Origin of the sequence: Kitasatospora sp. NPDC057940, from assembly GCF_042887425.1 — a bacterium.
In the GTDB taxonomy this organism is placed as follows: domain Bacteria; phylum Actinomycetota; class Actinomycetes; order Streptomycetales; family Streptomycetaceae; genus Kitasatospora.
This window is the reverse complement of sequence record NZ_JBHVPH010000030.1, coordinates 43577-69860: the sequence shown is the minus strand read 5'-3', so window position 1 is coordinate 69860 and position 26284 is coordinate 43577. Positions and strand designations below refer to the sequence as shown.

The 26284-nt window shown below is 73.0% G+C and carries 23 protein-coding genes and 1 pseudogene; 1 reads left to right on the top strand and 23 read right to left on the bottom strand.

Annotated features, from left to right (window positions below):
* Nucleotides 1-53: 53 nt before the first annotated feature.
* The 17 genes and pseudogenes from whiG to proS form a co-directional block, all read right to left on the bottom strand.
* Nucleotides 54-998: an RNA polymerase sigma factor WhiG gene (gene whiG / locus ACFVTF_RS32330; protein ID WP_371522662.1), complete on the bottom strand. Its 945-nt coding sequence runs from the start codon at nucleotides 996-998 to the stop codon at nucleotides 54-56.
* Nucleotides 999-1337: 339 nt separating this feature from the next.
* Nucleotides 1338-2507, bottom strand: coding sequence for a DNA-processing protein DprA (dprA, locus tag ACFVTF_RS32325; RefSeq protein ID WP_387817715.1), 1170 nt, complete (start codon nucleotides 2505-2507; stop codon nucleotides 1338-1340).
* 296 nt (nucleotides 2508-2803) lie between these two features.
* Nucleotides 2804-4396 (bottom strand): annotated as a pseudogene (locus ACFVTF_RS32320) (YifB family Mg chelatase-like AAA ATPase); the annotation flags it as partial.
* A 1-nt stretch (nucleotide 4397) separates the two neighbouring features.
* Nucleotides 4398-4892 (bottom strand): YraN family protein, encoded by a 495-nt coding sequence (locus ACFVTF_RS32315; RefSeq protein ID WP_387817724.1) that lies wholly within the window; start codon nucleotides 4890-4892, stop codon nucleotides 4398-4400.
* A gap of 252 nt (nucleotides 4893-5144) precedes the next feature.
* On the bottom strand, nucleotides 5145-5471 hold the full coding sequence (locus tag ACFVTF_RS32310; protein ID WP_030056781.1) for a DUF2469 domain-containing protein: 327 nt from the start codon (nucleotides 5469-5471) through the stop codon (nucleotides 5145-5147).
* Between the two features lie 55 nt (nucleotides 5472-5526).
* Nucleotides 5527-6000 (bottom strand): NUDIX hydrolase, encoded by a 474-nt coding sequence (locus tag ACFVTF_RS32305; RefSeq protein WP_371517015.1) that lies wholly within the window; start codon nucleotides 5998-6000, stop codon nucleotides 5527-5529.
* Between the two features lie 112 nt (nucleotides 6001-6112).
* On the bottom strand, nucleotides 6113-6868 hold the full coding sequence (gene lepB / locus ACFVTF_RS32300; protein WP_371517016.1) for a signal peptidase I: 756 nt from the start codon (nucleotides 6866-6868) through the stop codon (nucleotides 6113-6115).
* A 145-nt stretch (nucleotides 6869-7013) separates the two neighbouring features.
* Nucleotides 7014-8030 (bottom strand): signal peptidase I, encoded by a 1017-nt coding sequence (gene lepB, locus ACFVTF_RS32295; protein ID WP_387817714.1) that lies wholly within the window; start codon nucleotides 8028-8030, stop codon nucleotides 7014-7016.
* A 240-nt stretch (nucleotides 8031-8270) separates the two neighbouring features.
* Entirely contained in the window at nucleotides 8271-9128 is an 858-nt protein-coding gene (gene lepB, locus ACFVTF_RS32290) for a signal peptidase I (RefSeq protein ID WP_387817713.1), read from the bottom strand.
* Between the two features lie 133 nt (nucleotides 9129-9261).
* Nucleotides 9262-9915 carry a signal peptidase I gene (gene lepB / locus ACFVTF_RS32285; protein WP_371517020.1) on the bottom strand — a complete coding sequence of 218 codons (654 nt, stop codon included), beginning with the start codon at nucleotides 9913-9915 and terminating at the stop codon, nucleotides 9262-9264.
* Nucleotides 9916-10277: 362 nt separating this feature from the next.
* Nucleotides 10278-10628, bottom strand: coding sequence for a 50S ribosomal protein L19 (gene rplS / locus ACFVTF_RS32280; RefSeq protein WP_063347674.1), 351 nt, complete (start codon nucleotides 10626-10628; stop codon nucleotides 10278-10280).
* A 154-nt stretch (nucleotides 10629-10782) separates the two neighbouring features.
* Nucleotides 10783-11601: a tRNA (guanosine(37)-N1)-methyltransferase TrmD gene (trmD, locus tag ACFVTF_RS32275; RefSeq protein WP_063351119.1), complete on the bottom strand. Its 819-nt coding sequence runs from the start codon at nucleotides 11599-11601 to the stop codon at nucleotides 10783-10785.
* 35 nt (nucleotides 11602-11636) lie between these two features.
* Nucleotides 11637-12269: a ribosome maturation factor RimM gene (gene rimM / locus ACFVTF_RS32270; RefSeq protein ID WP_387817712.1), complete on the bottom strand. Its 633-nt coding sequence runs from the start codon at nucleotides 12267-12269 to the stop codon at nucleotides 11637-11639.
* Nucleotides 12270-12399: 130 nt separating this feature from the next.
* Nucleotides 12400-12639, bottom strand: coding sequence for an RNA-binding protein (locus tag ACFVTF_RS32265; RefSeq protein ID WP_030056773.1), 240 nt, complete (start codon nucleotides 12637-12639; stop codon nucleotides 12400-12402).
* Nucleotides 12640-12641: 2 nt separating this feature from the next.
* Nucleotides 12642-13070 (bottom strand): 30S ribosomal protein S16, encoded by a 429-nt coding sequence (rpsP, locus tag ACFVTF_RS32260; protein WP_063347676.1) that lies wholly within the window; start codon nucleotides 13068-13070, stop codon nucleotides 12642-12644.
* A 571-nt stretch (nucleotides 13071-13641) separates the two neighbouring features.
* Entirely contained in the window at nucleotides 13642-14220 is a 579-nt protein-coding gene (locus ACFVTF_RS32255) for a hypothetical protein (RefSeq protein ID WP_063347677.1), read from the bottom strand.
* Between the two features lie 398 nt (nucleotides 14221-14618).
* Nucleotides 14619-16031 carry a proline--tRNA ligase gene (proS, locus tag ACFVTF_RS32250; protein ID WP_371517022.1) on the bottom strand — a complete coding sequence of 471 codons (1413 nt, stop codon included), beginning with the start codon at nucleotides 16029-16031 and terminating at the stop codon, nucleotides 14619-14621.
* Nucleotides 16032-16305: 274 nt separating this feature from the next.
* Between proS and ACFVTF_RS32245 the strand changes: the two genes are divergently transcribed.
* Nucleotides 16306-17130 carry a class I SAM-dependent methyltransferase gene (locus ACFVTF_RS32245; protein WP_387817711.1) on the top strand — a complete coding sequence of 275 codons (825 nt, stop codon included), beginning with the start codon at nucleotides 16306-16308 and terminating at the stop codon, nucleotides 17128-17130.
* Between the two features lie 188 nt (nucleotides 17131-17318).
* Here ACFVTF_RS32245 and ftsH read toward each other — a convergent pair whose 3' ends face one another.
* The 6 genes from ftsH to ACFVTF_RS32215 all read right to left on the bottom strand — a co-directional run bounded on the left by ftsH (nucleotide 17319) and on the right by ACFVTF_RS32215 (nucleotide 26165).
* On the bottom strand, nucleotides 17319-19262 hold the full coding sequence (gene ftsH, locus ACFVTF_RS32240; RefSeq protein WP_387817710.1) for an ATP-dependent zinc metalloprotease FtsH: 1944 nt from the start codon (nucleotides 19260-19262) through the stop codon (nucleotides 17319-17321).
* Nucleotides 19263-19457: 195 nt separating this feature from the next.
* Complete coding sequence (locus ACFVTF_RS32235; protein ID WP_363375916.1) at nucleotides 19458-20000, bottom strand: GNAT family protein; 543 nt, start codon at nucleotides 19998-20000, stop codon at nucleotides 19458-19460.
* A 59-nt stretch (nucleotides 20001-20059) separates the two neighbouring features.
* A complete protein-coding gene (gene ffh, locus ACFVTF_RS32230) occupies nucleotides 20060-21625 on the bottom strand; it encodes a signal recognition particle protein (RefSeq protein ID WP_350882982.1) in 1566 nt (521 codons plus the stop codon).
* 166 nt (nucleotides 21626-21791) lie between these two features.
* Complete coding sequence (locus tag ACFVTF_RS32225) at nucleotides 21792-24215, bottom strand: [protein-PII] uridylyltransferase (protein ID WP_387817709.1); 2424 nt, start codon at nucleotides 24213-24215, stop codon at nucleotides 21792-21794.
* Between the two features lie 205 nt (nucleotides 24216-24420).
* Nucleotides 24421-24759: a P-II family nitrogen regulator gene (locus tag ACFVTF_RS32220; protein WP_063347683.1), complete on the bottom strand. Its 339-nt coding sequence runs from the start codon at nucleotides 24757-24759 to the stop codon at nucleotides 24421-24423.
* Nucleotides 24756-26165 (bottom strand): ammonium transporter, encoded by a 1410-nt coding sequence (locus tag ACFVTF_RS32215; RefSeq protein WP_387817708.1) that lies wholly within the window; start codon nucleotides 26163-26165, stop codon nucleotides 24756-24758. The genes ACFVTF_RS32220 and ACFVTF_RS32215 overlap by 4 nt, the downstream gene beginning before the upstream one ends.
* Nucleotides 26166-26284: the final 119 nt, after the last annotated feature.

Genomic DNA, 26284 nt, shown 5'->3' with positions numbered 1-26284 from the left:
TGGTCGGGGTCGCGACCCGGAGGTCGGCCGGGACGGGACGGTCCCGGCCCGCGCTACCGGATGTCCGACAGCTTGGCGCGCAGTTGGAGGACGGACTTGGTGTGGATCTGACTCACCCGACTCTCCGTCACTCCCAGCACCTGGCCGATCTCGGCGAGGGTGAGGCCCTCGTAGTAGTAGAGCGTCACCACGGTCTTCTCCCGCTCGGGGAGGGTGTTGACCGCCTGCGCCAGCAGCCTGCGCAGCTCGCGGTCCTCGGCCACCTCGACCGGGTTGTCGGCACCGTGGTCCACCAGGGTGTCCATCAGGCTCAGCCGGTCGCCGCCCTCCCCCACCGGGTGCAGCAGTTCGTCCAGGGCCACCACGTTGGCCAGGGACAACTGGCTGAAGATCGCGTGCAGATCCTCGATCGCGATGCCCATCTCGGCCGCGACCTCGGGCTCGTGCGGCGTACGGCGCAGCCGGGCCTCCAGCGTCGCGTACGTCCGCTCGACGGCCTTCGCCTTCTGCCGCACCGAGCGCGGGATCCAGTCCAGGGCCCGCAGTTCGTCGATGATCGCGCCGCGGATCCGGCTGATCGCGTAGGTCTCGAACTTGATGGCGCGGTCGACGTCGAACTTCTCGATCGCGTCGATCAGCCCGAAAACCCCCGAGGAGACGAAGTCGGCCTGCTCGACGTTGGAGGGCAGGCCGACCCCGACCCGCCCCGCCACGTACTTGACGAGCGGTGAGTAGTGCAGGATCAGCTGCTCGCGCAGCCGCTGGTCGCCGGTCTCCTTGTAGGAGCGCCAGAGCTCTTCGAGCGCGGTGCGCCCCTGGGCTCCGGGGCCCGGACCGGACGGCCCCCGCTCCGGGCCTGGCAGGGGGGTGCCGTCCGGCTGCAGGGCACCGGCAGCGATCGGACGGGCCGAGCCGTCTCCGGTGGCGGCGGCGACCGCGTCGGCGGGCTGGCCCGGCACCGCCGTCGGCCGGCCGCCCTGGCGCGACAGGCCCCCCATCGTCCCCGCCGCCTTGGGCGGGAACTCAGTCACGGGGCGCCGCTCGGTCCGCGGCCCTCCCGAGGACCGGGCGCCACCGGTCACTCTGTGTCCGGGAATGTGTGTGGGCATGCGTTGGTCTGCGCCGTTCTGCCGAGTCATGTGCTGATAGGGAAGGCATGTGGAGCGTAGCGTGACCGACTCGCTGCAATGCGCTACCGCCACTCGGTCGTCCCCCGATCCGGTGGCGTTCGCGTCACCGGATCCGGGCACGCGAACGGACGAACCGGATCAGCAGGTCAGCCGGGCGATTCCGACACCCCCTCCCCCACGACACGGATGTGCGCTCCGTTCCGACCGTCACCTCCTCCGCACCAGGCGCCAGTGCGCGCCGTGCCGCTCGACGTAACCGAGCGAGCCCAACTCGTAGAGCCGCTGCAGCACTTCGTCCGGCGGGAGTCCGGACTGCCGGGCCAACCGCTCGATCGGCGCGCCCTCCGCCGTCGCCGGGACGGCCTCCAGCACCCGGGCCACCGCCGGCTCCAGCAGGTCCCTGGGCAGGACCGGGCCGCTGCGCTGCGGCGCCAGGTCGTCCCCGATCGCCCCGATCAGTTCGGCGATCTCGGCGGAGTCGGTGACCAGCGTGGCGCCGCCGCTGCGGATCAGGGCGTGCACCCCGGCCGAGAGCTCCGAGGTCACCGGGCCGGCGACGCCCATGGTGTGGCGGTTGAGGTCCCGCGCCCGTCTGGCCGTGCTCAGCGCGCCGCTGCGCATCGCCGCCTCGACCACCACCGTGCCCCGGGTGAGCGCCGCGATGACCCGGTTACGGAGCACGAAGCGGAACCGGTTCGGGTGCTCCCCGGGCGGGAGTTCGCTGACCAGCAGCCCCTGGACGCCGATCCGCCGGATCAGTTCGGCGTTCCCCTTCGGGTAGGCCACGTCGACCCCGCAGGCGAGCACCGCGATGGTCATCCCGCCGACGGAGAGCGCCCCTCGGTGGGCGGCCGCGTCGATCCCGTAGGCGGCTCCGGACACCACGACCCAACCTCGCTCGGCCAGTTGGGCCGACAGCTCCCCGGCGACGTGGGCGCCGTAGGCCGTGCAGGCCCGGGAGCCGACCATCGCCACCGAGCGGAGCGCGAGCAGCCGCAACGAACCCGTGCCGGTCGTCCAGAGCCCGATCGGGCGCCCGTCGCCCAGATCGTCCAGTTGACTGGGCCATTCCGTGTCCCCCGGAATGATGAAGCGCCCACCGACGGCTCGTACCCGTTCCAGGTCCTCGGCCGGGTCCAGGCCGGGGAGTCTCGCCTGGTAGCCGGCCAGCCGGGGCCCGTCCAGTCCGGGGTGCGCGGGCACCGTCCCGTCGCGGATCGCCCGGACGACGTCGGCTGCGGAGAGCCGGCCGAGCCACCGGCCGACCACCGCGTCCCCGGGCTCGCTCAGCCGGCTGAGTACGGCGCGGGCGAGGCGCTCCGGATCGGGACCGGACCCGGGCTCTGCCCGGCCGGGCGGCTGAAAGTGCGTCATCATCGGGTTCACGCTTCACCGCCCTCGTTCGCCGGATTCTGGTCGCGTTTCCCGGACCGCTTGGCGGAGCCGGACCGGATGGATCGGCCAGGGGCATCGGGGCGGCCCGACGGACCAGGACCTTCCAGACCAGGCCTCTCCGAACCAGGACTCGCCGGGTCAGGCCTCTCCGGGTCGGGGCAGTCGGGACGATCGGGCTTCTCGAACCGGCCCGACCGGCTGTGCCCTTCGGGCGGCTCGTCGACCGGCCCGCTGCGCTGGGCCGGGATGCCACCGAGTCGGCCGTAGACCCGCTCGGCCAGCGGCAGCCCCTGCTCGACGCCGGTGCGCAGGACCAGTGCGGTGCGGACGTCCCGCTGGTCCGGCCGGTCCCGACCGGCGAGGTCGGCGACCGTCCAGGCGACCCGGAGCACCCGGTCCAGGCCCCGGGCGGTCAGCAGCCCGCGCTCCAACTGACGGGCGACGTCGTTCAGTGCGCCGGGGACGAGCTGCCAGCGGGTCCGCAGTTCGTGGCCCGGGACTTCCGCGTTGGTCCGCCACGGGGTGTTCGCCAGCCGGGCCGCCGCCCGTTCCCGCGCGGCCAGCACCCGGGCCGCGACGGTCTCGGTGTTCTCCGCCGTGGCGTCCCGTTCCATGAGTTCGATCCTCGTCACCGGGGCGACCTGGACCTGGAGGTCGACCCGGTCCAGCAGCGGCCCGGAGAGCCGCCCCTGGTAGCGGCTGACCATCGCAGGAGTGCACTCGCAGCCCTCGCCCCGCCGTGAATGCCGACCGCACGGGCAGGGGTTGGCAGCCAGACAGAGCAGGAACCTGGCCGGGAGCCGGAGTGAGCCGGCCGAGCGGGCGATCACCACCTCGCCCGACTCCAGCGGCTGGCGCAGTGAGTCGAGCACCCGCACCGGAAACTCCGGTGCCTCGTCCAGGAACAGCACACCCCGGTGGGCCAGCGAGACCGCCCCCGGTCTCGGCAGGCCGCTGCCGCCGCCGACGATCGCCGGCATCGTCGTGGAGTGGTGCGGGGCGCAGTACGGCGCCGTGTCGATGAGCGGGCGCCCGGCCGGGAGCAGCCCGGCCACCGAGTGCACGGCGGTGACCTCCAGAGCCTCCTTCTGGGTCAGTGGCGGAAGCAGCGCGGGCAGCCGCTCCGCCAGCATCGTCTTGCCCGCGCCAGGTGGGCCCTTGAGGTAAAGGTGGTGACCGCCGGCGGCGGCGATCTCCAGGGCGCGCCGGGCCTCGTACTGTCCGGCCACGTCGGCCAGGTCGAGACGCGCCGACTTGTCGTCGGCCAGTCCCCGGACGCCGGCGCTGGGCAGCATCAGGCCGGCCATCAGCGGATCCGGCCGCCCGCTGATCGGGTCGGGCGGCTCCTCCGGCGCGGGCGCGCCGGTCAGGACGGCGATCAGCTGCCGCAGGCTGCGGACGCCGATCACGGTCACGCCCGGGACGAGCGAGGCCTCGGGCGCGGTCTGCTCGGCGACCACGACCCGCTGGTATCCCGCGTCGGCCGCGGCTAGCACCGACGGCAGCACCCCGCGGACCGGCCGCACCCGGCCGTCCAGCCCCAGTTCGCCGATGATCAGCAGTTCGGCGATGGAGGAGGGGTCGAGCCGCTCGGCCGCGGCCAGGACGGCGCAGGCCACCGCGAGGTCGAAGCCACTGCCGCTCTTGGGCACCGAGGCCGGACTGAGCCCGACGGTCAGCTTGCGCTGCGGCCAGGCCTCACCGCTGTTGACCACGGCCGCGCGCACCCGGTCGCGGGCCTCGGACAGCGCCTTGTCGGGCAGGCCGACCAGGGTGAACGCGGCCACCCCGGGCTCCAGATCGGCCTGGACCTCGACGATCACTCCGTCGACGCCGACCAGCGCGACGGAACAGGTACGGGCGAAGGCCATCTCAGACCACCCCCCGCAGGTGGTCGACCAGGGCCGCACCCCGGGCCCGGTTGATTACGGCCACCAGGTCGATCCGCACGCCCCCGGGCGGAGCGGGCGGCCAGTGCGGGTCCGTGGGCCCGGGGTCGTACCCGGGACCGGCCAGCCGTGCGAAGTGGCCCGGCCAGCGTTCGGCCATCCAGCGCTCCGCCAAGCGCTGCAACCGGGCGGCCTTGGCCTGGCCGATGGCCTCGCTGGGTTGTTGGAAGCCCCGCTCGGAGCGGGTCTTCACCTCGCAGACCGCCACGGTGTCGCCGTCGAGGGCGACGATGTCCAACTCACCCTCGACACAGCGCCAGTTGCGGTCCAGGATGCGGAGCCCGGCCTCCGTGAGACGGCGGGCGGCGACCCGCTCGCCGTAGCGGCCGAGCCCGTTGTTGGTACTGCGACCGCCGGTACTGCGGCCCGGGCCCGACCCGGTGCCGTCCCTCGTGTCGTCTTTCGTGCCGTCGCGCACGGCTGCGGCCGCTGTGGCCTCTCCGGCCTGGTCCGGTACGGCCGCACCCGGTACGGCCTGGTCCTGCGTGATCGTGTTCTGCACGGTGACCACCTCCGCCGTGGAGGTTGCACCGTCGCGCACGGCGGGGCTGGGGATTTCCGGTTCCCTGTGGATAACTCGGGCCTGTGGATAACTTTTGTCACCCGCAGGAGTGAGACGCCCCGATCGCGCGAAATTCCGCTGGACAACGCCGGTCCGAGCAGTCCAACGTCAGTTCCCGAAGCCGGACTCGTCCGAGGGCAGCTCCAGATCGCTCTTCGCGAGTTCCTCGATGTTCACGTCCTTGAAGGTCAGCACCCGGACCTTACGGACGAACCGGGCCGGCCGGTACATGTCCCAGACCCACGCATCCGCCATCGACACCTCGAAGAAGACCTCGCCCTGCACCGAGTGCACCTGCAACTCGTAGTCATTGGTGAGGTAGAACCGTCGCTCGGTCTCGATCACGTACTTGAACAGGCCGACGACGTCCCGGTACTCCCGGTAGAGCTTGAGCTCCATCTCGGTCTCGTACTTCTCGAGATCTTCGGCACTCATCCAGGCGTCCCCTCAACTTGTCACGTCCACCCATTGTGGACCACCGCACCCACGCTCAGAGCCGTACCGGGGCGACCGGCGGGCCCTCGGCCAGCAGTCGCTCCAGGAAGTCCGCCAATCCGACCGGGTAGACCGTCTCGGCGGTCCCCCTCAGCTCCTCGACCGTCCACCAGCGCGCCGCGAGCAGTTGGGCGTGTTCCTCCTCGCCCATCCCCGAGTGGTCGAGACCCGTCTCCGTGGTCCGGGCCAGATGGAACCACTGATCCTGCTCGTAACGCCGTCCCTGAAAGGAGAACGACACCGTGCCGTACGCCACCAAGGGCCCGAGGTCCACACCCCGCAGGCCGGTCTCCTCCACGAGTTCCCGCGTGGCGGCCTCCCGCACGTCCTCCCCTGGCTCCAAGCCGCCGCCGGGCGTAAACCACCACGCCTCCCCCGGCGTGGCCGGGTCGGAGCCCAGGAAGAGAAGGATGCGGTCCTGCCCGTCCAGCAGCAGGATCCGTGCCGCCCTGCGCCGTTGTGCCGTCATGGCAGCGCTCCACGCTCCTTCCGTTCGCGTCGGTGGCGCTACCGATCCTGCCACCCGGCACCGCCGTCCGGGGCGATGTTCGGCAGAGCGGCCCTGGCCGCGACGACCGCGATCAGGAACTGCGCCCCCGGCTGAGCCGGCGGGCCAGGCCCGCCACCCCGCCCACCGCCGAAGTCACGAGGATCAGCGCCGCACCCGCAACGGTCGCGAAGGCGGCCGGTTGCAGCGGCCCGGGCGCACCGGCCTTCGGTCCGGGAAGCCCGTCGAAGGCCGCGGTCCGGCCGAGGTCGCCCGTCCGGCCGAACGGCATCAGGGTGGCCTCGACCCTGGCCTCCACCGCGCCGGCCGGGACGGTCCCGCCGTCGACATCCAGGTGGGTGCGGGAGTCGAGCGAGCCCAACCGGTTGTCGCCGAGCAGGAACAGCCGCCCCGGCGGCACCGTGACGCTGAACGGGGAACCCTGCGGGCCCTGCGCCGCGAGGTACGGCTCCTCCACCGCCTGTCCGTCGACCGTCAGCCGGTGGTCGTTGCCGGTGGCCGCGACGGTGTCCCCGCCGACCGCGACCACGCGCTTGACCATGAGCTCGCCACCCCAGTCCTGGTCCCGGAAGACCACGACGTCCCCCCGGCCGACGGCCCCGCCGCCGATCTTCCGGGCGAGCACGGTGTCCCCGATACGAAGCGTGGGGGACATCGAGGCGGTCGGGATGCTGTAGGGCCGGTAGTCGATCGCGATCAGGGCGAAGCCGCCGATCATCAGCACCAGCCCGAGCGCGATCGCGACGCCCTGCAGCACCGCCGCGGGCCGACGGGCCGGACGGGCGGGCGAAGCCGGGTGATCGGCCGTCTGCTCAACGACACCGCTCATCGAATCCGTCCACCTCTGGCCGACCGGAGAACACCACTGGCACGCCGGGGGCACCGGCGGAAAAGCCGACGGGCCGTGGCACGTCCGAGCAGATTACTCGTCGGTACCACGGCCCGCGCAAGGGCTGGGGAGAACCCGGTGGAGCTCAGGAGTCCTTCCGGCCGTCCCTCCGCTCCCGCACCCGACGCACCAGCGGAAGCAGCGCGACCGCGCCCACCGCGCCGGCCACGGGAGGCGCCAGAGGCGCGGCCGCCGCCAGACCCTTCTGGTCGAAGGTGTTCGGCACCGAGAGCGTCGACCAGTGGCCGACCGGCCAGGCCACGACGAAGGCCCGCCCGATCACGTTGCCCACCGGAACGGTGCCACCGCCCGGCTGGTCCATGTGGAAGCGGGAGTCCAGCGAGTCGGCGCGGTGGTCGCCCATCACCCAGATCCGGCCGTTGGGCACCTTCACCGGGTCGAACGGGTGGTCACCGCAGGGGGTGTTGCCCTGGTAGACGTACGGCTCGTTGAGCGCGACGCCGTTGACCTTCACCGGCCCGGTGCCCTCGCACTCGACGGTGTCCCCGCCGACCGCGATGACCCGCTTGATCAGGTCCTTCTCGTTGGCCGACGGCATCAGGCCGACGAAGCTGAGCACGTCCTGGACGCCCCGGACGAAGGAGTTGCTGCTCTGCGGGGTCGGCTCGTCGTTCAGCCAGCCGCCCGGGTCGTGGAACACCACGACCTCGCCGCGCTCGGGCTCCGCTCCGAACCAGGGGGTCAGCTTGTCCACCAGGACACGGTCACCGACCTGCAGCGTGTTCTGCATCGACTCCGACGGAATGGAGAAGGCCTGGACGAAGAAGGTCTTGATCACCAGCGCCAGGACCAGCGCGATGCCGACCAGGATCGGCAGTTCCTTCCAGAAGGAACGCTGCTTGCGCTGCTTGCCGGGGGCCTGCGACTCCGACCGGTCCGCCGACTCGGCGTCGGGCCGGTGGGACTCCGAGGAACCCCCGGTCGGGCCCTCCGTCCCGTCGCCATGCTCGTCGGCGGTCTGGGCCGCCGTGTCCTCGACCGAGGCCGAGGGCGCACCGGACTCGGCGGACCGGGCCGCTCGACCGCCAGAGCCCTCGGGCTCGCCGGCACCTGAGCGGGCGCCGATCACCACATCCCCCACAACGTCTCCTCCCTGCTGTGCGGACGCCCGCGCGCCCGCGCTCACAGTGCCGCACAGCGGGCACCACGCTCACCACGACCATGGACGCTTCGGGACTGCCCATCGCGGGCTCCCCTGACACCAGCACAGCCTCGACGCACGACCGGGACCTCCCGGCCGCACCTGCACTTCTCTATCACTCCAAGGCATCCGGCTCGCGGTCCCACGCGCGCGGCCCGCCCGCGAGACGCCCGGCCCGGCTCACTCGGGCGGCCGCCCTGACCGGCGAACGACGGCCGGAAGGATGCCCAACACACCCATAACGAGCGGAGGTTCCATCGGAACCGGCCCAACGCCCACGGATTCCGGCGCAGTTCCGCGCGCCTGCGGAGCCCGCGCCAACGAGGAGAGTGAACTCGGCACGTCAAGTTGATGGAGGCGGTCCAGCGGCCAGACGTTCATGAAGGCCCGGCCGACCACACCGCTCAGCGGGATGGTCCCCTGCCCCGGGTTCCCCATGTGGAAGCGGGAGTCGGCGGACACGTCCCGGTGGTCGCCCATGACCCAGAGCCGGCCCTGCGGCACCCGCACCTTGAAGGGCTGCCGGGACGGCGGGTTGGCGGGCGCGAGGTACGGCTCGTCCACCGGCGTGCCGTTGACGCTCAGCCGACCCTGCGCGTCGCAGCACTCCACGGTGTCCCCGCCGACGCCGATGACCCGTTTGATCAAGTCCTGCTCGCTGTCCGACGGCAGCAGCCCGACGAAGGTGAGGACCTGCTTGGCCGCCCCCAGCACCGGACCGTCGTCGGACGGCTTGTGGTCGCCCTCCAGCCAGCCGCCCGGATCCTTGAACACCACCACGTCGCCGCGCTGCGGCTCGCTGCCGAACCAGGGGGTCAGCTTGTCCACCAGCACCCGGTCCCCCACCTGGATGGTCTGCTCCATCGAGCCGGAGGGGATCACGAACACCTGGAGCAGGAAGGTCTTCATCACCAGCGCGACCAGCAACGCCACCACGATGATCAGCGGGAACTCCCGCAGCAGCGACCGCTTGCGCCACCGGGCCGCGCGTCGAGCGCTGCGGCGGCGATCGGCCCGGCCCCGGACCGGCAGCACCACGGTTGGGCCCGCACCCCCGGGGGAGGCGTCGCCTGGTCCGGCGCCGTCAGATCCGCCACTCGCGGGGGCAGCACCCGCAAGTCCAGCGCCCGGCTCCGGAGCCGGGCGGTCCGCCAGCCGGTCCCTGCCCCTGCTACCCCTGCTCCCCATGACCGCCTGTCCCCGCAGTCGCAGCGAAGGCCGCGGGCCGGTCCAGGCCGGTCAAGCGCGAGAACGGGTAGACCACCCAGTCCGCCCGGCCGATCACCCTGCTCTCGGGCACGAAGCCGCCGCCGGGCTCGCCGAGGTGGTCGCGGGAGTCACGGGAGGCACTGCGGTGGTCCCCCATCACCCAGAGCTTGCCGGTCGGCACCACCACGTCGAAGGCCACGCTCGACGGCTGGTCCCCCGGGGCCAGGTAGGAGGACTCGTCGATCGGCACCCCGTTGACGGTGATCGGCCCGCCCGGGCCGGTGCTGGTCACCCGGTCCCCACCGACGCCGATCACCCGTTTGACGTAGACCGTGTTCCCGGCCGGGGCCAGCCCGAGGTCCCGGCCGAGCGAGCTCAGCCCGTCCCAGAAGCCGGTCGGCCCGGCCGACCCCGGCAGGAAGGAGCCCGTCCCGTCGAAGACCACGACGTCGCCCCGCTGGGGGTGGCCGCCGAAGGCGTAGGCGAGCTGGTTCGCGATCAGCCGGTCGCCCGGTCGCAGGGTCTCCTCCATCGAACCGGAGGGCACCGAGAACGGGCGCGCGACGAAGGCGTTCACCAGCAGCAGGGCCAGCAGGCAGATCCCCACGAGCAGCAACAGGTCCCGCGAACGCGAGTGGCCCGACTCCTCGTCCCCCGGCGCACTCCCACCTTCCGGTGCGCGCTCACCCTCCGGCGCGTTCTCACCCTCTGGTGCGTCCTCGTCCTCCCGCGCACCCCCGGCGTCCGCCCGCGGATCCCCACCGGGGTCGGACCCCTCCCCACCAGGCCCCGAGACGACTCCCGGGACAACCCCGGAAACGACCGCGGACCGCGACAGCGAGTCCGCACCGGTGGGTGCGGGACTGCCGTCGCGGTCCGCGGGTGGTTCGTGCGTGCTCATCGGGGGCTGAGCTTACCGTGCGGTGGCCCAGCCCCTCAGAGCGATCCGATCCCCCGGCGAGGCCGGGGGACGGTGGATCAGCGGTCGCGCTTCTCCTTGATCTTCGCGGCCTTGCCGCGGAGGTCACGCAGGTAGTACAGCTTGGCGCGGCGAACCGCACCGCGGGTCACGACCTCGATCTTCTCGACGACCGGGGTGTGCACCGGGAAGGTGCGCTCCACGCCGACGTTGAAGCTGACCTTGCGAACGGTGAAGGTCTCACCGACGCCGGCGCCGTGGCGGCGGATGACGACGCCCTGGAAGACCTGGACACGGGAGCGGTTGCCCTCGATGACCCGGACGTGGACCTTCAGGGTGTCACCGGCGCGGAAGGCCGGGATGTCGCTACGCAGCGAGGCCGCGTCGACAGCAGCGAGCTTGTTGCTCATGTTGCTCTCCATCGCAGGCGCCACGGGCCGCCCACGGAAGTTCGTCACAATGGGGTTTGCTGCGGGCCGCATCGGCTGACGACGATCCCCCCGTGGCGAGGGCGCCGGTCCACGTGGCCCCTACGAAGGGGGCCCAGCAACAGACAGCAGCGGCCTATTCTTCCACACCGACGGCCACGGACCGAAATCGGCCGAGCTCCTCGTCCCAGGCCAGGCCGAGGATGCTGAGCGCCTCCCGGTCCTTCTTGTCGAAGGCGCCGTAGCGCCAGCGCTCGACCAGGTCGGTGCGGTTCGCCAGGGTCCGGGCGAAGGCCTGTTCCCGCCGCCAGCGGGCGATCCGACCGTGGTTTCCGCTGAGCAGCACGTCCGGCACGGTCCGGCCGCGCCACTCGGCGGGCTTGGTGTAGACCGGGCCCTCCAGCAGGTCGGCCATCGCGCCGGGCGCGAAGGAGTCGTCCCGGTGGGACTCGGCGTTGCCGAGCACTCCGGGCAGCAGCCGGGCGATCGCCTCGACCATCACCAGCACGGCGACCTCGCCGCCGGCCAGCACGTAGTCGCCGATCGAGGCCTCGACCACCGGCATCCGGGTGGCCGCCTCCTCGATGACCCGCCGGTCGATGCCCTCGTACCGGGCGGGGGTGAACGCCAGCCACGGGCGGCTCGCCAGCTCCTGGGCGAGTTCCTGCGTGAACGGCCGCCCGCTGGGGGTGGGCACGACGAGCGTCGGCAGCTGGCCCTCGGGCCCGCCGGCGACCACCGCGTCCAGTGCCTCGCCCCACGGCTCGGGCTTCATCACCATGCCGGGGCCGCCGCCGTACGGGCTGTCGTCCACGGTCCGGTGCACGTCGTGGGTCCACTCGCGCAGGTCGTGGACGTGCACGTCCAGCTGGCCGCGGGAGCGGGCCTTGCCGACCAGCGAGATGTTCAGCGGTTCCAGGTACTCGGGGAAGATCGAGACGACGTCGATCCGCATCCCGTCCTGGACCTGCGCGACGCCCTCCTCCACCGTCACTTCGACCCCTCCGAGCCCTTGGCACCGGCCGCACCCTCGGCACCGTCGACACCCTCGACGCCCTCGGCGTCCTCAGCATCCTCGCCCTCGGCGGAGGCACCACGGGCGATCTCGGCCTGCTCGGGCTCGATCAGACCGACCGGCGGGGTGATCACGGCACGCTGGTTCTCCAGGTCGATGGTCGGCACGATCTGACGGACGAAGGGCACCAGCACCTCCGTCCCGTCGGCCTTCTCCACCGTGAGCAGGTCCTGGTACGGCAGGTGGACGACCTCGGTCAGCTCACCGACGAGGGTGCCGTCGAGCAGCACCACGTCCAGGCCGATCAGCTGGTGGTCGTAGTACTCCTCCGGGTCCTCGGGGCTCTCCTCCGGGTCGACCTCGGCGATGAGCAGCGTGCCCCGCAGCGCCTCCGCCGCGTTGCGGTCCTTGACGCCGACGAAGCGCAGCAGCAGCCGGCCGCTGTGCACCTTGCCGGACTCGATGGTCAGCGGGCCCACCGACGCGGGGTCGGTGAACAGGACGGCACCGGGGCCGAGCCGGAGCTCCGGCTCGTCGGTGCGGACCTCGACACTGACGTCCCCCCTGATGCCGTGGGCGCGGCCGATCTTGCCGACGACGAGCTGCACGGTGATCGTTCTCCTGGAGTTCCTAGAGCGGGACGGAATGCGGGAAGCGCGAGAAACGCGAAAAGGCCGACCGGGACGACATGCGTCCCGGTCGGCCTCACAAGCCCTGACGGCTGAACGAGCAGCTGCGTCAGCGAATGTTGTCCACGTCGACCAGGTCGACCCGGACGTTGCGACCGCCGAGGGCGCCGACCACGGTGCGCAGTGCGCGCGCCGTGCGGCCACCCCGGCCGATCACCTTGCCGAGGTCATCGGGGTGCACTCGCACCTCGATGGTGTTGCCCCGACGCAGGTTGCGCGAGCGCACCTGCACCTCGTCGGGGTGCTCGACGATGCCCTTCACCAAGTGGTCGAGGGCGTCCTCGATCACGCTCAGGCCTCGGCGGCGGCGTCGGCCTCAGCCTCGACCTTGTCCGACTTCTTGGCCTTCGGGGTGATGGCAACACCGGTGGTGGCGTCCTCGAAGCCGGCGACGGCCTTCGCGAACAGGTGCGAGAAGTCCTCGACCTTGGGCTCGGCAACCAGCAGCGGCGCCGGGGCCGGGAGGCCCTTGAACTTCTGCCAGTCGCCGGTCAGCTTGAGGATGGCGAGCACCGGCTCGGTCGGCTGGGCGCCGACGGACAGCCAGTACTGGGCGCGGTCGGTGTCGACCTCGATCTTCGAGGGGTTGTAGGTCGGCTGGTAGATGCCGATCTCCTCGATCGCGCGGCCGTCACGCTTGGTGCGCGAGTCGGCGACGACGATGCGGTAGTGCGGGGAGCGAATCTTGCCGAGACGCTTGAGCTTGATCTTGACTGCCACGGGAGTGGATTCTCCTGGTGTTGACGTGGGTGAGCGGCCTCGCCGTCGCGTGGGGTTGCGCCGTGGGCCGTTCAAGGGACACGCCAGCCGTAGGAGAGAGGGGTCCTGCTCGGCTGCCGAGTACTCAGCTGTCCATTCTGCCATACCGGCGCGAACCGCCTTCGCTCGGCCATCTGCAGGAGGCATTCCGGCTGCGTCCCGGCCGCGCACCGGCCTCGCACCCAGCCGTACCCGAGCCGCGCACCCAGCCGCATCCCAGCCGCATCCCAGCCGCATCCCGGCCCCGCGCCCGGCCGTCCCCCGACCCCAGGCCGCAGACCGCAGACCTCAGACCTCAGACCGCAGACCGCAGACCGCAGACCGCGCACGAACCTCCGGAGGCCGCCCCCCGACCGCCTCCGCAGGCCCGTCCACAAGGCGCGACCGGGAGCCCTCGCTCCCGGTCCGCCCACAAACTCACCGATGTACCGCTCGCTCCGGCCGGATCCGCTGCCCGCACAGCCGTCCGCCGGCCCTTCCCCGTCTTCTGGTGTTCCGGTCTAACGATCTCCCGGTCCGGTGGACCGGTCGGTCACGAGATCTTGAACGGCTGCTGGCACGCGCCGCAGACGATGGACGCCTGGGCGAGCACCGACGGCACGACCCGGACGTTCCGTCCGCAGCCGCACACCGCCTTGACCCGGACGCCGCCCCCAGAGGAGCCGTGCCGGGCGGCCGGGCCGCGGAAGGCCCGCGTCGTACCGTCGCCGGCCACCGCCTCCTGGTGCGCGCCGAGGGCGCGGTCCAGTCGCTCGATGGTCTCCGCGTAGCGCTCCTGGGTCTCCTTGAGCATGGTCACCTGGGAGAAGCCGCTGCTCGCGTGCGGTTCGACCGGGTGCGCCAAGCCGAGCTCGGAGGCGAGCAGCAGGAAGCGCCGGTTGTGGTAGCGGCCGGCTCGCGAGGTGTCCCGGATGTCCCGGGCCGCGGCCAGACCGTGGGCAGCCTCGTGGAGGAGCCGCTCGAAACCGAGCCGGGTGCCACAGGCCGAGGAGGATTCGCCGATCAGGGCCTCGGGCGAGGCCAGGTCGGGGAGGTCCTGGTGGTGGGCCTGGATGTCACTCCAGGCGGCGGCCAGTTCGGCCGCGAGGACGAGGGGCTGTGTCGTGCTCACGCTAGACCAACGATGGAGTGCGAGCCGATGTTCCGCATGTTCTCGTTCTTCGGGAATTCCCAGGAAACTCCCAGGAATGCATGGTCGCGCGCGAATTGCGCGTTCCGGATCTGACGCAAGACCAACCCCCTGCCGGGTTCGGCTCGCCGCAGCTCGGCGGGCCTCGTGAATTCCGTCCGGGAGCGGGCTGTCGCCCCCTGGACGTACGGCCCGTGGACCCGTCGAGTTGACAGGGCCACGGGCCGTACACCGTACCGCTATTGCGTTAATACCGGCAGTTGACCGGCCAGTAGGGATGTCCGCGGTCGGGGTGCCTCTCGGACAGTTACCGGATTCTTACTCATCCGCATTCCGGGCAAATGTCGCCGACAACGGTCATTACCTGCCGGTAACAGGCATCAGTACGCGCGGGCGACGATCGCGATATTGCCGTCCTGGTCGTCCGCCAGCGGCACCGAGCCGTCGGCCGCGACAATGCAGCGCACCGAAACGCCCTGCTCGGCCAGCTTGGCCTCGCCCGCCGGGCCGAGGTCGGCCCAGGAGATCCGGCCCCAGCCGGTCGCGGCGGCCTCGGCGGCCTCCTCGATGGTCTTGACGTCGACGGTACGGGCCTCGCGGCGCTCGCGGGACTGGCGCAGCAGCAGCGCCTGGTCCTCCTCCAGGATGCCCGGGACCAGCGCGGCCAGGGAGTCGATGGAGACGGGCTCCTTGCCACCGGGGATCCGGCGGGCCAGCATCGCGGTGCCGTTCTCGAGGTCGCGCGGGCCGACCTCGATGCGCAGCGGCACGCCCTTGAGCTCCCAGTCCACCGCGCGGCGGCCGAACGGGGTGTCGGTGCGGTCGTCGACGACCACCCGGACACCGGCGGCCTCCAGCGTGGCGCCGATCTCGCGCACCTTGGCGATGACCGCGTCGTCGCCCTTGATGGCGAGCACGACGGCCTGGACGGCGGCCAGTCGCGGGGGCACCCGCAGGCCGTTGTCGTCGCCGTGGGACATGATCAGGCCGCCGACCATGCGGGTCGAGACGCCCCACGAGGTCTGCCAGACGTGCTCGCGCTCGGCGCCCTGGAGCTGGTAGGTCGTGTTGAACGCCTTGGCGAAGTTCTGGCCCAGCTCGTGGCTGGTGCCCATCTGCAGCGCCTTGCCGTCGCCCATCATGCCCTCCAGGGTGAGGGTGTTGATGGCGCCGGCGAACCGCTCCTTGGCCGTCTTGCGGCCGAGCACGACGTCGATGCCGAGCACGTTCGTCATGAAGTCGCCGTAGACCTGGGTGTGGATCATCGACGCGTACGCGCGGGCGTCCTCATAGGTGGCGTGGGCGGTGTGGCCCTCCTGCCAGAGGAACTCGGTGGTGCGCAGGAAGACGCGCGGGCGCAGCTCCCAACGGACCACGTTGGCCCACTGGTTGATCAGCAGGGGCAGGTCGCGGTGGCTCTGCACCCACTTCGAGAAGTACTCGTTGATGATCGTCTCGGAGGTGGGCCGGACGACGACCGGCTCGTCGAGCTGCTTGCCGCCGCCGTGGGTGACCACCGCGAGCTCGGGGGCGAAGCCCTCGACGTGCTCGGCCTCCCTGGTCAGGTAGGACTGCGGGATGAACATCGGGAAGTAGGCGTTCTGCGCGCCGGCCTTCTTGATCCGCGCGTCCATCTCCTGCTGCATCCGCTCCCACAGGCCGTAGCCGTACGGTCGGATGACCATGGTGCCGCGCACCGGACCGTTGTCGGCCAGCTCGGCCTTGTTGATGAGGTCCTGGTACCAGCGCGGGAAGTCTTCCGCCTGAGGGGTGAGAACGGGTGCCTTAGCCATGGCCCGAATGGTACGGGGCGCGGCCCCCTGACTTCGAATCGGTAACGCGCCCGCGGCCGCCGGACGGACGACCGCCGCACCCGCCGGACGGACGACCGCGCACCCGCCGGCGGCAGGAGGCGGCACCCGCCGACCGCAGGGGGCGCACGACCGCGACACGCGCGCACCACCCTGCACCCCTCTGGACGCCGGGCCCGACCCGCTGTTCGCTGGAGTGGGGCGGGACTTTGGGGGAGCCGTAGCAGCACACCGAAGGACCGGATGGGAGGCCGCGATGGCTTCAGCTCGGACGACCGGCACGACCGTACGACCGACAGGCGCACGACCGCACCACCCGCAGCCCGGGGCTGCGCGGCCCGCGCGGGCGCGCGACTGGGCGGAGATCCAGGAGCGCATGCTCGTGCCGCTCTACGAGGCGGTCCACGACCGGCTGGAGGTCGGCCCGGCGACCAGCGTGCTGGGCCTGGGCTGCCGGTCCGGGCTGGCGCTGCTGCTCGCCGCCGGGCGCGGTGCCCAGGTCACCGGCCAGGAGCCGCGGGACGAGCTGCGCGAGCTGGCCCGTGGCCGCCGGCTGCGGGTGTGCGCGGGGGCCCGGCCGACCGCTGCCGTCCCCCGCTCGGCCCATTCGCTGGTGACGGTGTTCGAGCAGTTGCCCGGTTGCGTCGAGCCGGGCGCGGTGGTCGTCGAGGCCGCCCGGCTGACCCTCCCGGGCGGGCACGTGGTGCTGGCCGCCTGGGGCCCCCCGGAGCGCTGCCAGAGCGCCCCGGTGCTGGACGTGGCGCGTCGGCGGGCGGGCCGGACCACCGCGCGCGACCCGTTCGAGCTGAGCACGCCCGGCACGCTGGAGGACCTGCTCGCCCCGGCCGGCCTGCGCCCGGCCGGCAGCGGGCGGGTGAGCTGCCCGTTCGCCTACGCGGACCTGGACAGCGCGGTGCGCGGCCTGCTCTCCACCGGTCTGTTCGAGGCGGCCGAGGAGTTCTCCGGCGCGTCGCTGGTGGCCAAGGAGCTGGAGGAGGCGCTGCAGCCGTACCTGCGCGCGGACGGCTCGGTCCGGATGGAGAACGTCTTCCGCTACCTGATCGCCGAACGGCCCCGGTAGCGGCCGGCGGCGGCCGACCCCGACGGCGCCGGGAACGGGGCCCACGGCGACGCCCGGCACGAGCCCCCCGGCGGCAGTGGGAACGAGCCCCCGGCAGCGATCCGGACGGGCCCCGGGCGACAGACAGATCCGGCAGCGACGAAACCGGGAGCGCCCGCCAACGCGGCGAGCGCCCCCGGCCCGCCGGTTCACGCCTGGTCGAGCGACTTCTCGTCGGAGCCGGAGCCCTTCCGCGGCACCCCGGCCGCCCGGTACGCCTGCTCCTCGTCCAGCGTCTCCGCCTCCAGCAGCGCCGCCGCCAGCGCGTCCAGCCGGGCCCGCTGCTCGGTCAGCAGCCGCACCGCGTCCTCGTAGCACTCGGCAACGATCCGCCGGGCCTCCTCGTCCACCGCGTCGAGGGTGGTCGGCGCGGCGGAGAGCCCGTAGGCGCCCTGCGGGTCGGCGGGCACCGCGGTCAGCCGCCCGACCCGCTCGCTCATCCCCCACCGGCCGGCCATCCCGCGGGCGATGTTGGTGACCTGCTCCAGGTCGCTCTCCGCCCCGGTGGTGATCACCCCGTAGACCACCTGCTCGGCCGCCATCCCACCGAGCGCGCCGATGATCCGGCCGCGCAGGTAGGGCTCGGTGTACGAGTAGCGGTCGTTCTCCGGGGTGGACAGGGTGACGCCGAGCGCCCGGCCGCGCGGCACGATGGTGATCTTGCGGACGGGGTCGGCGCCGGGCTGCAGCATGCCCAGCAGCGCGTGCCCGCTCTCGTGGTAGGCCGTGCGCTCGCGCTCCTCCTGCGGCATCACCAGCGGCCGGACGGCGCCGAGCTGGACCTTCTCCAGGGCGTCCGAGAGGTCCCGCTCGTTCACCGCGTCCTGCTTGCGCTTGACGGCCAGCAGGGCGGCCTCGTTGACCAGGTTGGCGAGTTCGGCGCCGGTCATCCCGGGGGTGACCTTGGCCAGCCGGGTGAGGTCGGCGTCGCCGGCCAGCGGGACGGTCCGGGTGTGGATGCGCAGGATGGCGGCGCGGCCGTCCCGGTCGGGCGGGCTGACGGTGATCCGCCGGTCGAACCGGCCGGGGCGCAGCAGCGCCGGGTCGAGCACGTCCGCGCGGTTGGTCGCGGCGATCACGATGACGCCCTCGGAGCCGGTGAAGCCGTCCATCTCGGTGAGGATCTGGTTGAGCGTCTGCTCGCGCTCGTCGTGCCCGCCCATGCCGCCGCCCGCGCCGCGCTGGCGGCCGATGGTGTCGATCTCGTCGATGAAGATGATCGCCGGGGCGACCTTGCGGGCCTCGGCGAACAGTTCGCGCACCCGGCTGGCGCCGACGCCGACGATCATCTCGATGAACTCGGAGGCGGAGGCGGAGAAGAACGGCACGTCCGCCTCGCCGGCGACGGCCCGGGCGAGCAGGGTCTTGCCCGTCCCGGGCGGGCCGCTCAGCAGCACGCCGCGCGGCATCTTGGCGCCGAGCCTGCGGTACTGCTGCGGGTTCTTCAGGAAGTCGACCACCTCGGTGAGTTCGGCCTCGACCTCGTCGATGCCGGCGACGTCGGCGAAGGTGGTGCGCTTGCCCTGGTCGGCGGTGACCGGCTTGGGCGGGGCCTTGCGGCCGAGCGCGCCGGCGCCCATCCCGCCGGCCATCCGGCGGGCGAGCAGCACCCAGATCAGGATCAGCAGCACCATGGGGGCCAGCGAGATCAGCAGGTTGGCGAGGAAGCTGCGCTGCTGGACCACCGGGGAGGTGGCGGTGACCTCGACGCCCTGCTGCTGCAGCGTGGTCCACAGGTTGTCGTTGGCGAAGGACGGCCGCTGGGTGGCGAAGTCGGTGTAGTCGCCCTTGCCGCCGTCCGGTTTGGGCTGGGCGCTCTTGAGGGTGCCCTCGATCGCGTCGCCCTTGGAGTAGATCTTGGTGATGTTGCCCTTGTTCAGCTGGTTGTTGAACTCGGTGTAGGAGATCGTGGTGGCGCCGGCGTTGCCGAAGAAGGACAGCAGCAGGTCGGAGATCAGGAACACCACGAGCGCGGTGAGGGCGAGTCCCATCCAGCCGCCGGGCATCCGGCGGCGGGCCGGCGGCGGGGGCGGGGCGCCCTCGGACCGCCAGGGCTGGTCGGGGGTCTGGCGCGGCGGCACGGGTTCGGTCACCCATCGGACGATACGGACGCGGGCTCGGGCGAGCCACCCGAAACGCCGCGCCGAGCACGCCCCTGACCAGCCGCGACGGGGCCCGCCCGGGGCTGAGCGCCGGTGCCCCGTCAGTGGCCGTGCCGCCCGGAGCCCCACCCGTGACTCAGAGGCCCCGCCGCCCCGTCAGCGGCTGCGGCCGAGCCCCGCCCGTGGCTACGCCTCCGCGCCCGGCCACTCCTCGGCGGTCAGCGCGAACCGCTCGTGGTCCCGCCAGTCGCCCTGGAGGAACAGCATCCGGGGGGTGAAGCCCTCGTGCCGGAAGCCCAGCCGCTTGGCCATCGCGACCGACCGCTCGTTGTCCGGCTGCACGTTGATCTCCAGCCGGTGCAGGCCCAGCCCGCCGGCCGACTGCGGGGCGAAGCAGCGGTCCAGGACCAGCCGCAGCCCCTCCGTCATCCGCCCGGTGCCGGCGAACGGCAGGTACGCGTCGTAGCCCAGCGCGCCGTTGCAGAACCGGCCCATCACGATGTTGGCGACGTTCACCTTGCCGACCAGCCCACCGGTGTCCCGGTCGACGATCAGGAAGGTGCGCAGGCCCGGCCCCTGGCGGTCCAGCAGTTCGGCCAGGCCGTCCGGCTCGACCGGGTTCCACCGCCCGATGTGGTCGGCGGACCGTCGGACCGCCTCGGCGTACACGTCCTTGTCCTCGGCCCGCGGGGCCCTGATCGTCACTCGCACACCACCATCATCGGGCATGCGAGCGGCCCGCCGCCCGGAGGATCCCGGACGGCGGGCCGCTCGAACGACGGACCGCTCTACAGCAGGTCCTTGAACTCCTTGGGCAGCTCGAAGTCGGCCGGGCCCTTGCCCGCGCCGAGGCCGAACGCGCCGCCGCCGGCCGGGTCCTGGTCGCCGCCCGGGCCGAGCGCGCGGCGCTGGGCGGCCGCGGCCTCCTCCTGCGCCCGCTTGAGCGGGTTGCCGCTCTTGCGCTTGCCCTTGGCCTGCGGGGCCTTCTTGCCGGACTTCTTGGCGCCGCCGCCCATGCCCGGGATCCCCGGCATGCCGGGCACGCCCTTGCCGGAGGCCATCGCGGACATCATCTTGCGGGCGTCGAAGAACCGCTCGACCAGGTTCTTCACCTCGCCGACCTGGACACCCGAGCCCTTGGCGATGCGGGCCCGGCGGGAGCCGTTGATCAGCTCCGGCTCGGCGCGCTCGGCCGGGGTCATCGACTTGATGATCGCGCCGACCCGGTTGACGTCCTTGTCGTCGATGTTGTTGATCTGGTCGCGGATCTGGCCCATCCCGGGCAGCATCCCCAGCAGCTTGGAGATCGAGCCCATCTTCTGGACCTGCTCCAGCTGCGACAGGAAGTCGTCCAGGGTGAACGCCTTCGGACCGCCGCGCAGCTTGGCGGCGATCTTCTCGGCCTCCTCCTGCGAGAAGGTCTGCTCGGCCTTCTCGATCAGCGAGAGGACGTCACCCATGCCGAGGATGCGCGAGGCCATCCGGTCGGGGTGGAAGGCGTCGAAGTCGTCGACCTTCTCGCCGTTGGAGGCGAACATGATCTGCCGGCCGGTGACGTGGGCGACCGACAGGGCGGCACCGCCGCGGGCGTCGCCGTCGAGCTTGGAGAGCACGACACCGGTGAAGTCGACACCGTCGAGGAAGGCCTGCGCGGTGGTGACCGCGTCCTGGCCGATCATCGCGTCGACGACGAACAGGACCTCGTCCGGGTTGACCGCGGCGCGGATGTCCGCGGCCTGCTGCATCAGCTCGGCGTCGATGCCCAGGCGTCCGGCGGTGTCGACGACGACGACGTCGTACTGCTTCTGCTTGGCGTACTCGATCGAGTCCTTGGCCACCTGCACCGGGTCGCCGACGCCGTTGCCCGGCTGCGGGCCGTAGAAGGCCACGCCGGCGCGGTCGGCGACCACCTGGAGCTGGTTGACGGCGTTGGGCCGCTGGAGGTCGCAGGCGACCAGCAGCGGGGTGTGCTTCTGGCTCTTCAGCCAGTGGCCGAGCTTGCCCGCGAGGGTGGTCTTACCGGCACCCTGCAGACCGGCGAGCATGATCACCGTCGGGCCGTTCTTGGCGAACCGGACCCGGCGGGTCTCGCCACCGAGGATCGCGATGAGCTCCTCGTTGACGATCTTGATGATCTGCTGCGCGGGGTTGAGCGCGCCCGAGACCTCGGCGCCGGCCGCCCGCTCCTTGACCTGCTTGATGAAGGCCCGCACGACCGGCAGCGCGACGTCCGCCTCCAGCAGCGCGATGCGGATCTCGCGGGCGGTGGCGTCGATGTCCGCCTCGCTCAGGCGGCCCTTGCCCCGGAGGTTCTTGAACGTCGCTGCGAGGCGATCGGAAAGAGTGTCGAACACGTCGTCGCGGGTCCTCTGCGGCATCGGTATCGGTACGGTCGTCGCCCCCCAGGGTATCCGGCCGCCCCGGGTACGGTCTCCACCCGGGTTGCCACGACCTCGGAACGGACCTCGGCAGGCCCCGGCGGCCCCGGCCGACCGACCCCCCGAAGGCCCCCGGCGCGGCTCAGCCCAGCGCCGCCCGGACCGCCTCCGCCACCTCCCCCGCCCGCCCGGCGGCGAGCGGCCGCCCCTCCCCGTCGGTCAGGTAGAAGGAGTCGACGGCCTCCGCGCCCAGCGTCGAGACGTGCGCCGTCCGCACCCGCACGCCCGCCCCGTCCAGCGCCCGGCCGATCCGGTGCAGCAGCCCCGGCGCGTCGTGCGCGCGGACCTCCAGGACGGTCGCGGTCGCCGAGGCCACCGCGGGCGCCACCGCGACCACCGGCGGCGGGGTGGGGATGCCGCGGCGGCGCGGGGCGGCGGCGTCCCGCTCGGCCAGCCGGCGCGCGACGTCCAGCGAGCCGTCCAGCGCCCGGCGCAGGTCGGCCCGCAGCCGGGCGGCCTCCGGCAGTTCGCCGAACTCGGCGGCCACCCGCCAGGACAGCAGCAGCACCGGGCCCGCGCCGATCGGGTCCAGCTCGCGCAGACCGGCCGAGCGGACGGCCAGCCGGTGCAGCGCGAGCACCCCGGCGACGGTGCCGAGCAGTCCGGGCCGGTCCGGGACGGCCAGGGTCAGCTCGACGCCCATCGGCTCGGCGCCCGGCTCCGCCCCCTCGGACTGCGCCAGCAGCGACAGGGCGGGCCCGCCGGTCCGGGCGGCCTCCACCGCGAGCCGCTCCTGCGCGGCGGTCGGCGCGGCCTCCACGGGCGCGGCCCAGGCGCCGGCCAGCCGGGCGGCGACCCGGTCCGCCAGGCCGTCCACCAGCGAGGCCCGCCAGCCGCTCCACGCGGCCGGGCCGGTGGCCAGCGCGTCCGCCTCGGTGAGCACGTGCAGCAGCTCCAGCTGCGCCGCGGTGCCGACCACCTTGGTGATCGCCTCGACGGTGGCCGGGTCGTCCGGGTCCCGTCGGGTCGCGGTGTCGACCAGGGTCAGGTGGTGGCGCACCAGCACCGCCAGGGTCTCGGTGTCCTCGGGGCCGAAGCCCATCCGGGCGGCGACGTCCCGGACGATGACCTCGCCGGCCTCGCTGTGGTCGCCGGGCCAGCCCTTGCCGATGTCGTGCAGCAGCGCGGCGACCAGCAGGAGGTCCGGCCGGGCCACCCGGCGGGTCATCGCCGCGGCCCGCACCGCCGTCTCCACCAGGTGCCGGTCGACCGTCCAGCGGTGCACGGCGTTGCGCTGCGGACGGCAGCGCACCCGCTCCCAGTCCGGCAGCAGCCGGGTGACCAGTCCCTCCGCCTCCAGCGCCTCCCACACCGGGACGGCCGCCTCGCCCGCGCCCAGCAGGGTGACCAGTTGCTCGCGCGCCTCGTCCGGCCAGGGCACCGGCAGCGGGCGGCACTCGGCGGCCAGCCGGCGCACCGTCGCGTACGAGACGGTGAGCCCGTTCTGCGCTGCGGCGGCCGCGGCGCGCAGCGGCAGCACCGGGTCGGCGGCCGGGCGGGCGCCCTGGGCGAGCACCGCCTCGCCGTCCTGCTCGACCACGCCCTCGGCGAGCGGCCGGCGCGCGACCGTGCCCCGGGCCACCGCGCCCGCGCCGCGCCCGGCGCCGGTGAACGGGAAGGCCAGCCGGGCGGACCGGCGGCCCCGGCCGGACCGGGCGGCGAGCACCCGCTCCACCGCCCGCCAGGTGACGTCGCTCGCGTAGGCGACGGTGCGGGCGGCCTCGTAGACCTGGCGCAGCAGGGTGTCGGCGTCCAGCACGCCGAGCCGTTCGGCGACCTGGTCCTGGTCCTGGAGGCCGAGCCGCTCGGTGGCCCGGCCGGTGGTCAGGTGCAGCGCGTCGCGGACGTCGGCGAGCCGCAGGGCGGCGGCGTCCAGGCCGTCCCGGGGGGCGTCGGCGAGCCAGGTGGCGGCGACGGCGTTGAGCGCGACGGCGTCGCGCAGGCCGCCGCGGGCCTCCTTGAGGTCGGGCTCCAGCAGGAACGACAGCTCGCCGTGCCGCTCGGCCCGCTCCCGCCCGAGGTCGCGCAGTTCCGGCAGGCGCGCGGGGGCGCTCGCGCGCCAGTCGGTGAGCACGACGGAGCGCAGGGCGGCGGTGAGCGCCTGGTCCCCGGCGAGGTGGCGGGCGTCCAGCAGGCCGAGCTGGGCCTTGAGGTCGGCGGCGGCGACGGACCGGGCCTCGGCGACGGTGCGCACCGAGTGGTCGAGCGCGGCGCCCGCGTCCCAGACCGGGTACCAGATCCGCTCGGGCAGGTCGGGGTCGAGCCGGCCGTCGTGCAGCAGCAGGACGTCGAGGTCGCTGCGCGGGGACAGCTCGCCGCGCCCGTAGCCGCCGACCGCGACCAGCGCGACGCCTGGCGGGCCGCCGGCGGCGGCGAGCAGACCGGCCAGCCAGTCGTCGGTGAGCCGGGCGAGAGCCGCGCGGCGGGGCCGCCCGGCCGGGCCGGGGCCGGCGAGCAGCGCGGCCCGGGCGGCGCCGTAGTCGGGAGGGCTGGTCTCGGTGGTCATGGCGTGGTCCCGTCCGTCGTGCGGTTGAGCGGGCGGCGCCGGACGGCCTGCGGGCGGCCACTGGAAGGTCCGCGGGCGGCCCGGCACCGATGCGCCGTCGGCGGACCCGCGACCCCTCGGGGACGGCGGGCCCGCCTGCGGCGCGTCCTACGGTTCGGGGGCCTCGACGAAGGTCCCTCGAAGAAGGGTCCTCGGAGGAGGGCCCTCAGAGGGCGTCCGGCCCGCGCTCTCCGGTGCGGACCCGGACGGCGGTGTCGACCGGGACGCTCCAGACCTTGCCGTCGCCGATCTTGCCGGTCCGGGCGGCCTTCACCAGGACCTCGATCAGCTCGTCGGCGTCCTCGTCCTCGACCAGCACCTCGATCCTGACCTTGGGGACCAGGTCCACGGTGTACTCGGCGCCCCGGTAGACCTCGGTGTGGCCGCGCTGGCGGCCGTAGCCGCTGGCCTCGGTGACGGTCAGGCCGTGCACCCCGAAGGCCTGTAGGGCGGCCTTCACCTCGTCCAGGCGGTACGGCTTGATCACTGCGGTGATGAGCTTCATCGGGCGTCGACCTCGGTCTTCTCGGCGGGCTCGGCGGTGGTCCTGTCGGCGGCCTTCCCGGCAGCCGTGGCAGCGGGCTCGGCGGCGGGCCGCTCCGCGGACTTCGCGGCCGCCGCGGCGCCGACCAGGCCCGGCAGGGCCCGCGCCAGGCCCGCGCCCACCGCGCTGAAATCGTAGGCGGACTCGGCGTGTTCGGCCTGGTCGATGCCGGCCACCTCGACCTCCTCGGCGACCCGGAAGCCGACCGTCCTGTCGATCGCCTTCGCCAGCAGCCAGGAGAGGACGAAGGAGTACGCGGCGACCACGGCCACGCCCATCGCCTGCTTGCCGAGCTGCGCAGGCCCGCCGCCGTAGAACAGGCCCTTGGCGGTCTGGCCGACCCCGCCGGTGGCGAACAGGCCGATCAGCAGCGAGCCGATCGCGCCGCCCACCGCGTGCACGCCGACCACGTCGAGCGAGTCGTCGAAGCCGAGGCGGTACTTGAGGCTGACCGCGGCGGAGCAGACCGCGCCGGCGATCAGGCCGATCGCCACCGCGCCCAGCGGGCTGACCGAGCCGCAGGCCGGGGTGATCGCGACCAGGCCGGCCACCGCGCCGGAGGCGGCGCCCAGCGTGGTGAACGCGCCGTGCCTGAGCTTCTCGTAGACCAGCCAGCCGACCAGCGCCGCACCGGTGGCGACCTGGGTGTTGACCATCGCCATCGCGGCGACGCCGTTGGCGGCCAGCGCCGAGCCCGCGTTGAAGCCGAACCAGCCGAACCACAGCAGCCCGGAGCCGAGCATCACCAGCGGCAGGCTGTGCGGGCGCATCGGGTCCTTCTTGAAGCCGACCCGCTTGCCCAGCACCAGGCAGAGCGCGAGGCCGGCCACGCCCGCGTTGATGTGCACGGCCGTGCCGCCGGCGAAGTCGATCACGCCGTTGCGGTCGCCCAGCCAGCCGCCGTGGCCGCCGTCGAAGAAGAACACCCAGTGCGCGACCGGGAAGTAGACGACGGTCACCCAGAGCGCGATGAACAGGCCCCAGGCGCCGAACTTGGCCCGGTCCGCGATCGCGCCGCTGATCAGCGCCGGGGTGATGATCGCGAACATCAGCTGGAAGGTGGCGAACGCGGTGACCGGGATGGTCCCGGTGAGGTCGTTCAGGCCGATGCCGCGCATCCCGAGGAAGTCCAGGTTGCCGATGAGGCCGGCGAAGGAGTCTGGTCCGAAGCTGAGCGAGTACCCGTAGAGGACCCAGAGCACGCTGACGATGCCGAGCGAGAGGAAGCTCATCGCCAGCATGTTCAGGGTGCTCTTGGCCCTGACCATGCCCCCGTAGAAGAAGGCCAGGCCCGGGGTCATCACCATGACCAGGGCCGCACTGATGAGCACGAAGGCGGTGTCGCCCGCGCTGAAGCCGTCCGGCATCGGCGTCTCCTCTGCGTGGAAGCCGATCCAAACCCGGATTACCCGTCCCGTGCCACCCGGGGTGTCGGCGATGAAGAGGAGAGTGCCGAAGGCTGGTTTCGGCCGGTGCGGCCCGTTGT